The organism is Rhodococcus sp. RCBS9 (assembly GCF_029457415.1).
Lineage (GTDB): Bacteria > Actinomycetota > Actinomycetes > Mycobacteriales > Mycobacteriaceae > Rhodococcus_F > Rhodococcus_F qingshengii.
The window spans coordinates 4,586,828-4,601,013 of sequence record NZ_CP120422.1 but is presented as its reverse complement, the minus strand read 5'-3'; the positions used below and the strand labels follow the sequence as shown (position 1 = coordinate 4,601,013).

1 protein-coding gene is annotated in these 14,186 nt (G+C 60.6%); it reads right to left on the bottom strand.

Annotation, left to right across the window (positions count from 1 at the left end):
• Window positions 1-271: 271 nt before the first annotated feature.
• The gene (locus tag P0M12_RS21550; RefSeq protein WP_277376797.1) at window positions 272-14,122 is read right to left on the bottom strand and encodes a non-ribosomal peptide synthetase; all 13,851 of its coding nucleotides are present in this window, start codon (window positions 14,120-14,122) and stop codon (window positions 272-274) included.
• Window positions 14,123-14,186: the final 64 nt, after the last annotated feature.

The window sequence follows — 14,186 nt, the reverse complement described above, 5'->3', positions numbered from 1 at the left end:
GGTCACGACCTGCACTCGAACGGCATGCTGGAGGAACACGTGCTGCGTCAAGACAATTTCACCTTCGCTTTGGTACTGCAGTTCGATCAGTATTCGCAGGAATCCGATCACTTCCGAGGTTCTACCCTTGACCTGGGCAAATCGCGTTCGACGTCCCGGTAAAGCCCCAATAGTTGATCGGACACACCGAACCATTGTTACAGCTGTCGCGGAGTGGACATCATCGGACTGTTCGGGATATGGGAGTCCATCAACTTCGTGAACGGCGGCGTCAGCTCAGAGTCCACGTCGCGGGATCACACGCCAGGCGTAGATCTGGCAAAGCTCCTTCGACAACACCTGTGAAGACGTCTGTCGGACCAACCGCGTGCGAAACCCACTCCTCTGCAAGTAGCTCCTGTACCTCTGCGTCCTTCGCCGCTTCCGAGTACAGCAGTACGACGCCACCGACCGCTCCGCCAAGCAGAATAGTCAGAATCGATGTTTCGTCTTCCTCGGGACCGAAGTACATCAAACGCGATTCATAGTCGACATCGTGCTTCTGCGACATCGCGTCCAACTTCGCTGCGAGCTCTCCATGGGTGATCTGGCCAGGGTGCGAACCGGGAACCACGACCGCGATGTCGTCCGCGCTCAGCGGACGAAGCCGGTCCGTGTAGTTCACGGAACGACTCGAGTACGACGCCACCAACTCGATAACATCTGGCTGGTCCAAGTCGAGGCTCGTGTCCAGCGGTACGTCAGATTCGGCCTCACCCGAAATCAACGCCAAGGCCACACTCGGAGCCGTTTCTGTCCCACGTGCTGCTCCTGTAGCTCCTACCAGAGCTGCCGCGCCGGCTTTGGACAGCGCCCAGGCCGCCACCACCAGTTCGATGCCACGCAATCCTGTGATCCCCACCGTGTCGCCCGGACCGATCCCAAGATTGATCAGGTGGCGAGCGAGGCGAGATGATCGTGCATCGACCTCGTGGTAAGTCATTTCCTCCTCATCGCACACGACTGCGACAGCATCAGGATCAGCCTCTACGGAATTTGCCAATCGCTGTGGCACGAGTCGGCCCGTCGGAGCGCCAACGGCCGGGGGCGGCGTTGTGTCCACGGAGCCGAGGACTTCTGCTCGTTCGGAGTCGGTGAGCAGTTCGATGTCACCAATCGGACGTGAAGGATCCGAGGAGACCCGATCTAGAACGCGGACGAAGCGCTCGACATGTGCGTCGGCGGTTGCTTGGTCGAAAAGGTCCGCAGCGAAAACCAAATGGCCGAGCAACCCTCCCGTTACCGGATCTGAACTGAGATTGAGTTGGAGGTCGAACTTCGCAGTCGCCTCCACACCCTCGACAGCCGTGATCTTCAAATCCGGCAGACTGAACGAGGCTCCTGCCATCGGTTCGACCGACAGTGCAACCTGGAAGAGCTCGCTCGCTGACGCCGACAAGGCGCCGGTTACTTCCTCGAACGGGATGTCTCCGTTCGCAAATGCCTCGAGATCGACGTTTCGGACGAGCGAGACCAAGTCGCCGAATCCCGCTCCGAGATCCGGAGCGGTCCTGAGTGCAAGCGTGTTGACGAACATTCCGACTATGTCGTCCAGTTGCTGCTCACCTCGCCCGGCCACTACCGTTCCGATCGCGAAATCTCGGCTTCCACTCAACCGTGCGATGAGTACTGCAAGCGCAGCGTGCACAACCATGAACAATGTGGCGTTGTGTTCGCGCGCAATCTCGTTGAGCCGCGCCGCCGTCTCCGCGTTGACGGAGAACTCCGAGACACCGGCACGTGCAGACATCTGCGCGGGTCGCTGACGGTCGGAAGGCAATCCGGGCGTCGACGACACACCGTCCAACGTCCGGCGCCAGAAGTCGAGTTGCCGTGCAGCCTGTGAGCCGACCTCGCCAGCGCTACCGAGTACTTCGCGCTGCCAGATCGCGAAGTCCGCGTACTGAACAGTCAACGGCGTCCACGACGGCGCGGTGCCGCGCACGCGAGCCTCGTAGGCGACCATCATGTCTCGGGCAAGAGGTCCCATCGATTCACCGTCAGCGGCGATGTGATGAGCGACCAAGACGAATATGAAGTCTGCCGGGCCCAACTCGAGCAACCCAGTGCGTACAGGTACCTCCTGAGCTACGTCGAATCCGGTCGTCACCAACTCCACGACGCGATTGAACGCCGCGGCCTCGTCGTCCACCTGAATCGTTTCGAGAGGCGAAAGGAGTTCGTCGATCGCGACGATTTTCTGAACCGGCCCTTCGATGTCACTCGGGTAGCTGGTCCGGAGCGACTCATGTCGAACCAAAACGTCGTGAAGAGCCTGGCGCAAAGCCGCGACATCCAAGTTCCCTGTCAATCGCAGAGCCAACGGAATGTTGTATGCCGCAGAACCGGGATCCATCTGGTTTACCAACCACATTCGCTGCTGGGCCAAGGACAGAGGAAGACGTTCTGGACGTTCCCGCGCCTCCAACTCCATCCTCGCACCGGAACCTGCGGTCTTTTGGACTACTACAGCCAAACCTTCCACTGTCGAGTTCTCGAACAGCACGCGCACCGGGACCTGCGCATCGAGTGCCTGCCCCAATCTTGCTGCCAACCTGGTAGCGATCAACGAATTACCACCCAGCGCAAAGAAATCGTCATCCAGACCGACCCGCTCCGTGCCCAACACATCTCCGAACACCGACGCAACAATTTCCTGCACCGCTGTGACCGGCGCCCGAAACTCTGCTGCCTCGAATACCGGTGACGGGAGAGCCTTTCGATCCAATTTGCCCGACGCATTGAGTGGAAGCTCGTCGAGGACAAGAACCTTCGAGGGCACCATGTACGTCGGAAGCACGGCCCGGGCAGACTCCAGAACTTCCGACGCATCTACTGCAGTTCCCACGACATACCCGACCAGGCTGTCGCCGAACGTCGCATCGCTGTGCAGGACGACCACCGCATCTGAAACCGCCTCGTGCGAGATCAGAGCAGATTCGATCTCGCCGAGTTCGATACGCTGCCCCCGCAGTTTGACCTGGAAATCCGATCGGCCGATGTACTCGAGCTCGCCCCGACCGTTCCACCTGACGAGGTCGCCGGTTCGATACAACCTGCTGCCGCCATCTGAGGCGCCCCTTTCCCCGCCCGCAAAGGGGTTGGCGACGAAACGCTCCGCCGTCAACGCCGCTCGGTTTCCGTATCCGCGACCGACACCGACACCACCGACATACAACTCGCCGATCACGCCCGGCGGCACCATACCCAACGACCGATCCAGAACGAACAGATCCATGTTCGGCACCGGTGCACCGATCGGAACGCTGACGGTGTCATGCGCAGTCACCGCGTGGAACGAGACCACGTCCGACGCTTCCGTCGGGCCGTAACTGTTCACCACGCGTACTCCGCCTGACAACAAACTGCCAAGACGATTAAGCCGGATCGACTCGCCTCCAAGGAACACAACATCGAGAACGCTCAAAGCAGACTCCTCGTCGGAATCCACCACGGCTTCGAACGCGCTCGGCGACATGTTCGCCACTGCAACGTCACCGTGCCCGACGCGAGCAACGATCGCATCCGGATCGAAACCGTCCGAGGCAAGCACTACGCTCCGACCGCTGCTCAACGCTGCCCAGACGTTCTTCTGCGTCAAGTCGAAACTCGGTGACGACGCGATCAATAGACCACCAGTTTCGGGCAACTCGCTGCGGTACCAGGCCACCGTGTTCTCGATGCCGGCCATCGGCACCAACGTCGGCTTCGGACGACCCGTCGAACCGGATGTCGAAATGACATACCCCAAGCGGTCCCCCGCACCGAGTTCACGCCATCGATCCGTCGGCCTCTCCACCATCGGCGAATCGCGCATGATGCTGTCGAGGACGATCACGTCCACCGCCAGATCGAGAGTCGTCGTACTCACCGCGCATCGGGCACCGGTGTCGGCGATTATCGCTTCGATCCGATCCTGTGGGTACGACGGATCGATCGGCCCGTACGCAGCACCCGCCTTCCACGCCGCCAACATACCTACGACCCACTCGACCGACCTCGGCACGATCAACGCGACGACGTCATCCGGACCGACGCCGGCCGCCGTCAATCGCTCGGCCACCACGTTTGCGTAGGCGTCGAGCTGCCCATAGGTCAGCGCCTCGCCATCGCACTCGACGGCAAGAGAATCAGGCGTCCGCCCAACCTGTTCTTCGAACATCGCAGTCAAGGACGCGCCTGCCAACGCTGTGCGCCCACCAGCGGACCAGCTGAGAAGGTTGCTGCGCTCAGCAGCGGTAAGTACGTCGATATCACCCAACCGAACTGACGGATCAACAGTGATCTCAGCAAGGATGCGCCCGAACCTGCCGGCAAAGCCTGCCACCGTCGACTCGTCGAACAGATCCGTCGCGTACGTGAACTGCGCCGCCATCCCCGCCGGGGCACCCGCCTCGTCGAACTGCTCGACCATGGTCAGCTGCAGATCGAACTTGGCCGCCACCGTGTTGGCGTCGATTCCCGCAACTGTCAGATCGCCAAGTCGAAGCACCGACTGCTCCATGTTCTGGAACGACAGCATCACCTGGAACAACGGATTACGCGCCTGCGACCGCGCCGGATTGAGCACCTCCACCAACCGCTCGAACGGCAGATCTACGTGCGCAAACGCACCCAGATCGCCCTCACGAACCCGACCCAACAACCCCGAGAACGACTCCGAAGAATCCACCTCGGTCCGCAACACCAACGTATTGACGAACATCCCGATCAAATCATCGAGAACCTGCTCACCACGACCCGCCACCGGAGTACCGATCGCAATATCGGACGTCCCCGACAACCGCGACAACAACACCGCCAACGCCGCATGCACCACCATGAACAAGGACGAATTCGACTCACGGGCAATTTTTTTCAAAGAATGATGCTCTGGCGCGTCGATAACGAAAGCGTGTTTGGCGCCACGATTGGACGCCACCGCCGGCCGCGGACGATCAGCCGGCAAATCCAACTGATCCGGCAACCCCGCCAACGCCGACTCCCAGAACCCGATCTGACGCGAAATCAACGACGACGGATCATCTTCCGAACCGAGAGTCTCCCGCTGCCACAACGCGTAATCCGCATACTGCACCGCCAACGGCGTCCACCCCGGCACCTCACCCCGAGAACGAGCCTCGTACGCCACCATCACATCACGCGTCAACGGCCCCATCGACACACCATCACCACTGATGTGATGAACCACCATCGCCAACACGAACTCCGACTCCGACACCGCGAACAACCGCGCCCGAACCGGAACCTCCACCGCCACATCGAAACCAGCCGACAAGAACTCCGTCACCGCACCAACGACATCGGACTCCGACACCGCCACCGGCGACAAATCCAACCGCACCCGATCCGCAGACAACACCTCCTGGAACCCGACACCGTCGACCTCCGGATACACCGTCCGCAAAATCTCATGCCGCACAACAACATCCGACACCGCAGCGTCCAACGCCGCCACATCCAACAACCCCGACAACCGAATCGCCACCGGAATATTGTTCGCCGACGACAACGTATCGAAACGGTTCAAGAACCACATCCGCTGCTGCGCCAACGACAACGGCACCCGCTCCGGACGCACCCGAGCAGTCAACGCCGCCCGCGCACCCGAACCAATCTCCGACTCCATCCGCGCAGCCAACAACTCCACCGACGACGCCTCGAACAACACCCGCACCGGAACCTGTGCATCGAGCGCCTGCCCCAACCGAGCGGCCATTCGAGTAGCAATCAAAGAGTTTCCGCCGAGTGCGAAGAAGTCGTCATCCAGACCCACTCGCTCGACCCCGAGTACCGCCGAGAAAACAGAAGCGACAATTTGTTCTACCGGCGTGACCGGGGCCCGGAACACCGCAACCTCGAACACCGGCTCCGGCAACAACTTCCGATCCAACTTCCCAGACGAGTTCAGAGGCAACTCGTCCAAGACCATGATCGCGTTCGGAATCATGTAGACAGGTAGCGATTCAGGAAGCGCATTCCTCAAGACTTCTACGTCGATCACAGAATCCGGGACCGCGATCACATATGCGACCAGCTGATCGCCCATATCGGTGGATGCCACAGTGACCACACACTGAGCTACCGTCGAATGCGCCAGCAGAGCTGACTCGATCTCACCCAGTTCGATCCGCTGACCACGGAATTTGACCTGAAAATCGGTACGCCCGACATACTCGAGTTCGCCTGCGGTGTTCCACCACACCAGGTCCCCGGTGCGATACATCCGACTGACACCGGGATTGATTTCACCGTTCGTGTCGCTCGCCTCCACAAATGGGTTCGCGACAAAACGATCACTGGTGAGATCGGGTCGCGCGACGTAACCGCGCGCCAGTTGATCACCGGCCAGATACAGCTCACCCGCAACGCCTACCGGCACCGGCTGCAACCGACTGTCCAACACGTAGACCTGCGAGTTCCACTCGGGCACCCCGATCGGAATCCCTGTTGATTCCGATCCATCGACCTCGTAGTAGGTGATCGAGACCGCAGCCTCGGTTGGGCCGTACACATTGTGCAGGCCTGCAGACGACACCTGAGCGAATGCACGCACCGTCTCGACCGGCAATGCCTCACCGATCACGAATACGTCCCTCAGTGACACCAATGCGTGTTCCGGAACCGAAGTCGCGAAGACGGTCAACATCGATGGAACGAAGTCCGTCAGCGTCACCCGATGATCTTCGATCAGACGAGCCAGATACGCGGGATCTCGATGGCCGTCGTGAGATGCCAGCACCACTCTCGTACCGGACAAAAGCGCAGTGAAGTATCCCCACAACGAGACGTCGAATGTCGTAGCAGTCTTCTGCAAATAGACGTCTTCTGGGCCGATGGCGTACTGATCCTGCATCCACAGGACCTGGTTCACGATGGCGTGATGCGACACCGCAACGCCTTTGGGCTTGCCCGTGGAACCCGAGGTGAAGATCACGTAGGCGGCATTCACATCATGCAGACGACCGCGACGATCAGCATCGGAAATGACTGAAGCCGAGTAGCTCGAAAGATCGACATTGTCGATCAACAGCACGTCGGCGCCGTTCGGCGCTACGAAAGCGTCCCTCGTCGTCGACAGCACACAGACTGGATCGGCCGTCGTGAGGATGTGCCCGATTCGCTCGGCGGGGTGATCGGGATCCAAGGGCACGTAGGCTCCGCCCGCGGCGATCACCGCGTACATACCTACTACCAGATCGAGCGATCGACGCATCGCCAAGGCCACCAACGATTCGGGCCCGACACCATCTTCGATCAGCTTGCGTGCCAATTTGTTCACACGTTCCGACAACTCGCCATAGGTCAGCGACTGGCCGTCGAACACCACGGCAACAGCATCGGGTGCCAACGCAACGCGAGTGTCGAACAGCGAAGCCAATGTCTCACTGTTCCCGACGTCATGTGCGGTGGAGTTGCGCGCAGTCAACAGCGACTCGCGCTCGGCCTCGTCCAACAGCTCGATGTCACCCACGGTGATCGACGGATCCACGACCACCTGTTCGAGGATCCTGGTGAACCGATCGGCGAATCCACGAATCGTCGACTCGTCGAACAGATCTGTGGCGTATGCGAACTCGGCGAACATGCCGTCTTCGAGCGCATCTTCGACGCGGGGAGCGAGAGTAAGTTGAAGATCGAATTTCGCGATACCGGCATCGAACTCGACGCCTGAGACTTCCAATCCCGAAAGCTCCAAAGCATCCTGCGACATGTTCTGGAAGAACAACGCGACCTGGAACAGCGGGTGATGTGCCTGCGATCGGGTGGGATCGAGCACCTCGACCAGCCGCTCGAACGGAACATCGCCGTTGCCGAGCGCCTGAAGGTCTGTCCTCCGCGTTGCCGAGACGAGCGCACTGAACGAACTGGCGAGGTCAACAGGAGTCCGCAGGACCAGTGTATTCACGAACATACCGATCACATCGTCGAGCGCCTTTTCGCCTCGCCCTGCAACCGGAGTACCGATCACGATGTCACTGGTACCGGACAACCTTGCGAGAAGCACGGCGAGGGCCGAATGCACCACCATGAACAGCGATGCGTTCCGCTCGCGTGCGAGTGAGTCCAAGCTCGACCGAATCTCTTCGCTGACGGAGAAGCGATACGTAGCGCCACGATTCGAGGCGACGACCGGGCGGGATCGGTCAGCCGGTAACGCAAGCACTTCCGGAGAATCACGGAGGACGGAGCGCCAGTGGTCCAGCTGAGCCGAGATCAACGAATCCGGGTCGTCCTCGTCGCCGAGGACCTCCCGCTGCCAGAGTGCATAATCGGCGTACTGTACCTCGAGCGGAGTCCAATTCGGAACGCCGTTCGAAACCCGAGCGGTGTAGGCAACCATGACATCCCGAGTCAACGGGCGCATCGAGAAGCCGTCCGCTGCGATGTGGTGCACAACGAAGGCCAGAACGTACGAATCCTCTGCAAGTTCGAACAACCCGACTCGAACCGGAACGGTTGACGTCACGTCGAAACCCTGGAGCGCGAAACTCAGAAGTTCGTTGTGAATATGCGAGGCGTCGATGACCTTCGGTGTCAGTTCAACCGGCACCTCGGACGACGGGAGGACTACCTGGTGTCCTTGTCCACCTTGCTCCGGATAGACGGTCCGGAGCGACTCGTGGCGTTCGATTACATCAGAAATCGCATGCCTCAGCGCCGAAACATTCAGGACGCCTTTGATATTCAATGCGATTGGAATGTTGTTGACGGCAGAATCAGGATCGAAGCGGCTGAGGAACCACATTCGCTGCTGAGCTAGTGAGAGTGGGATCAACGCCGGCCGTGGGCGGGCCACGAGCGCGGTCCTCCCTCCTGCCCCTGCGATCAACTCAACCTGCGCTGCCAAACCTTCGACAGTCGAAGCATCGAACAACACCCTCACCGGAACCTGAGTGTCGAGCGCTTGACCTACGCGAGCCACCAACTGCGTTGCGACCAAAGAGTTTCCGCCGAGCTCGAAGAAGTCGTCATCCAGACCGACCTGTTCCAACCGGAGAACATCTCCGAAGACGCCGGCCACAGCGATTTCGGCGACACTCGACGGTGCCCGAAACTCGCGCGCCACGAACACCGGATCCGGAAGAAGCTTCCGATCCAACTTCCCCGACACACCCAACGGCAACTCTTCCAGCACCATCACCACCGCCGGCACCATGTAACCCGGCAGACGACCCGCAACAACTCTCTTCAACTCGTCAACGTCCACCACACCACCAGCGGCCGTAACGTACGCAACCAACACATCCTCACGCACAACCACAACTACCGACGACACCGACTCGTGCTCACGAATCACCGACTCGATCTCACCGAGCTCGATCCGCAAACCGTGCAACTTCACCTGAAAGTCACTACGCCCGATGTACTCCAACTCGCCCGACGCAGTCCACCGCACCACATCACCGGAGCGATACATCCGCCCACCATCACCCGAGAACGGATTCGCCACAAATCGATCCGACGACAAATCCGGCCGACCCACATACCCACGAGCCAGCTGAACACCCGCCAGATACAGCTCACCCGCAACACCTACCGGCACCGGACTCAATCGAGAGTCCAGAACAAACACCTGCGTATTCCATACCGGAGCACCGATCGGCACCCCCAGAACATCCGCCGGCACCACCTCGTGGAACGTCACATCCACCGCCGCCTCGGTCGGACCATACAAATTGTGCACCCCGACACCCGGCAACACAGCCCACACATCGGCAACAACACTCGCCGGCAACGCCTCACCTGACGCGAACACCCGAGTCAGCGAAACACACGCAGCCACAGACGAATCCGTCACGAAAACCTCGAGCATCGACGGCACGAAATGCACCGTCGTCACACCCTCCCCCACAATGACCGACGTCAAATACCGCGGGTCACGATGCCCATCCGGCACAGCCACCACCAACCGAGCACCAACCTGCAACGGCCAGAAAAGCTCCCACACCGACACATCGAACGTGAACGGCGTCTTCTGCAACACCACATCCGACGAATCCAACCCGTACTCGTCCTGCATCCACGCCAACCGATTCACAATCGCCGCATGCGAAACCGACACACCCTTCGGACGCCCCGTCGACCCCGACGTGAAAATCACATACGCCGCATTGCCCGACCGCAAAGGCGAGACCCGATCGATATCCGAAACAGAGTTATCCGAAAAACCAGACACATCAACAACATCAACCTCGACCACCGGTACCACACCGGCATCGAATCCAACGTCAGAGGTACTGATCACGCATACCGGCGACGCCGACTCCAACACGTACGCATTGCGCTCCGCAGGCTGATCCGGATCCACCGGAACATACCCACCGCCAGCCTTGAGCACGCCGTAAACCGCAACCAACAAATCAACCGACCGACGTACCGCCACACCCACCAACGACTCCGGTCCCACACCCACCGAAACCAGGTACCGGGCAAGACGATTCACCCGCGAATCGAACTCCGCATATGACAGCGAAACACCCTCGAACGACACAGCTACCGAATCCGGCGACGCCGCAACCTGAGCATCGAACACGTCCACCAACGACACATCCGCAACCTCATGCGCAGTGCTATTCCACGACTCGAGCACCAAAGATCGCTCACCCGAATCGAACATATCCACATCACCAACCCGAACCGAGGGATCGGCAACCACTGCTTCGAGAACTGAAATCAACCGCTTTCCGATTGATTTGGCAGACGACTCGTCGAACAGGTCGGTCGCATAGACCAGTGCGACGGTCAAACCACCGACCTTGTCCGCGGTATCAGATTCCCACACAGTGAATTGGAGGTCGAACTTCGCGGCCGACGACTCTACGTCCAGTCCGGAAATGCGCAGTCCCGGAACCTCCAGACTTTGCTGCATGCTCTGTCCCAAGTTCTGCAGCGAGAGCATCACCTGGAACAACGGGTTCCGTGCCTGAGACCGGGCGGGGTTGAGTACCTCCACCAGTCGTTCGAATGGCACATCGGCGTGCCCGAAGCCGCTGAGGTCGGATTCGCGCGCCCGCGAAATCATGTCCCGTGCCGAAGCTTCGAGATCAACCTCCGTGCGGAGGACGAGTGTGTTGACGAACATTCCGATCAGGTCGTCGAGAGCTTGATCGCCTCGACCGGCGACCGGAGTGCCGATCACGATGTCCGAAGTCCCCGACAACCGCGCCAGCAGAATCGCCACGGCACTGTGCAACACCATGAACAGAGATGCGTTGTTGTCGAGCGCAATTCGATTGAGAGCCTGGTGGAGATCCGGCTCGATCGTGAATGTGTGCCCGGCTCCCCGGTTCGACGCGACGCGCGGGCGCGGGCGGTCCGACGGAAGATCGAGCTGATCGGGGATACCGGCCAACGCGTGGCGCCAGTAGTCGACCTGGCGAGTGATCAGAGAATCCGGGTCGTCTTCACTGCCGAGAACCTCGCGCTGCCACAGTGCAAAGTCGGCGAACTGTACGGGCAGCGGAGCAAGATCGTGCGAAATTCCCTGTGTCCGAGACACATAAGACGAAACGATGTCCTTGGTCAACGGTCCCATGGAGAACCCGTCACCGCTGATGTGATGGACGACGAACACGAGGACGAATTCGTCGGCGGCGAATTGGAAGAGTGCCGCCCGAATCGGAACCTCGGTGGTCACGTCGAATCCCGGAGTCACGAAGTCGGTCACGCGCTCGACGATCGCCGACTCGTCCACCCGTATGGGAGTCAGGTTCGGTACCACGGCTGCAATGTCGACCAGGCGCTGATATCCGACGCCGTCGACCTCCGGGTACACAGTCCGAAGGATCTCGTGCCGCTCGATCAAATCCTCGAGTGCGCCTTGCAACGCATCGACATCGAGCGCTCCGCTGAGCCGCAGCGCGACCGGAATATGGTCGACTGCCGATTCTGGTTCGAATCGATTGAGGAACCACATGCGCTGCTGTGCCAAAGACAGCGGAACCAACTCGGGGCGCTCGCGAGGGATCAGGGGAACGTGAGCCTTGCGGTCTTCTGAGATTTTCGCTTCGTCGATGAAGACGGCAAGTTCTGCGGCGGTGGGTGCGTCGAAGAAGTTGCGCATGTCGATGGCGATGCCGTGTTCGGCATTGATCCGCGCAACCACGCGAGTGGCGAGCAATGAGTTGCCGCCCAGTTCGAAGAAGCCGTCATCTGCCCCTACCCGATCCTGCCCAAGTAGATCGGCAAAGATCGCGACCACACCGGCCTCGGTGGGTGTCGCGGGCTCGCGATACTCAACCGTCTTCGACGCGAATTCGGGTGTGGGCAAAGCCTTTCGATCCAGTTTGCCGCTGGCGTTGAGCGGAAACTCGTCCAGTTCGACGAACATGGCAGGGATCATGTAGTCGGGTAGCCGTTCGCCAAGCGACGACGTCAGATTCTCAGAATCGATACCCTCGGCGACGATGTAGGCCACCAAGTTGTCACCGATCGTTTCGTCCGAATGGACGATCACCACGGCTTGGGAAACACCTTCGCAATCGAGCAGTGCCGCCTCGATCTCACCGAGCTCGATGCGCAGACCGCGGAGCTTGACCTGAAAGTCGGTGCGACCGATGTATTCGAGCTGACGGTTCGCTCCGGCACCGCGCCAGCGCACCAGGTCTCCGGTTCGGTACATCCGGGATCCGTCAGTAGCGCCGGGCCGCGCCACGAAGCGGTCTGCCGTGAGATCGGGACGCGACACGTATCCCCTGGCCAGCTGAATCCCGGCAAGATAGAGCTCTCCTGCTACACCCGACGGCGAGGGCCGCAGCGCATCGTCGAGCACCAGGAGCTCGGTGTCCGCAACTGCTGCACCGATCGGCACCGACACCTGATCCTGCTCGCCGGTTTCGTAATAAGTCACGTCGACGGCGGCTTCGGTCGGGCCGTACAGGTTGTGGAGTCCAGCGCTGCTGACCTCGCGCAGACGTGCCGCCGTTCGAGCCGGCAACGCCTCACCGGAAGCGAACACGTAGCGAAGGGTTTTGACCTGCGCAACAAGGGGTTCGGCGACGAACACGGCGAGCATCGACGGCACGAAGTGCACCGCCGTCACTCCGCGCTCGATCATCGTGCGAGCCACGTACACCGGATCACGATGTCCGTCGGGTTCCGCGATCACCAGCGATGCACCGACCTGCAGCGGCCAGAAGAACTCCCACACGGACACATCGAAAGTGAAGGGTGTCTTCTGCAAGATCACGTCGTCGGCAGTGAATCCGTACTCGGTCTGACGCCATTGCAGGTTCGCGACGATGGCACGGTGAGAGACTGCAACGCCTTTGGGGCGTCCGGTCGATCCGGACGTGAAGATGACATACGCAGTGTTGTCCGCGCGCAGCGGCGCCAACCGGTCGGCGTCGGTGACAGTTGTCTCGGCACGACCCGACAAGTCGAGGGTGTCGACGTCGAGCGTGGGCGTACCGTGCGGCAGCACCACGGCATCGGACGTTCGTGTGAGCACAGCCGTGGGCTTCGCGATCTCGAGTACGTAAGCGAGACGGTCGGCAGGATGATCCGGGTCGAGTGGAACGTACGCGCCGCCGGCCTTGACGATCGCGTACATCGAGACGAGGAGATCGATCGATCGACGCATCGCGAGACCGACGAGGCTGTCCGGTCCGACACCTGCCGCGACGAGTTCACGGGCCAGGCGGTTCGCCCGCGCGTCGAACTGCGCGTAAGTGAGCTGCGTTCCGGCGTAATCCAGCGCGAGCGCATCCGGCGTCCGCTCGACCTGCTCGTCGAAGAGTCCTGCGAGGGTCACGTGTGCATCGGACTCCGACGCGACCTCCACGATCGAAGTGCCGTCGGTGATGAGACGGTCGACCACCGCGCCGAGACCGTCGGCCTCGCTGCCGATCAGCTCTGGCAGCACCGTGGAAACGACAACAGGAACCAGGGCATCCGCCCCCAATGCCCCACCCATCGCGGTGTCGAGAGTGACCAACTCGTCATTGAGTCGTCCGTAGCTGATTTCGGTTCCACCGTGGCTCAGAGCCACACGATCAGGATCTACCGCCGCAACTGCAGCCACCAACTTCGGCAGATCTTCGATCGTCAGCGACTGCGGTCCCGGAATACCGACGGACATCTACACTTCCTCCAACTGACTTTCGTGAAGTGCGCCCCGGTCGAGCACAGCGTTCTGCTCGGCC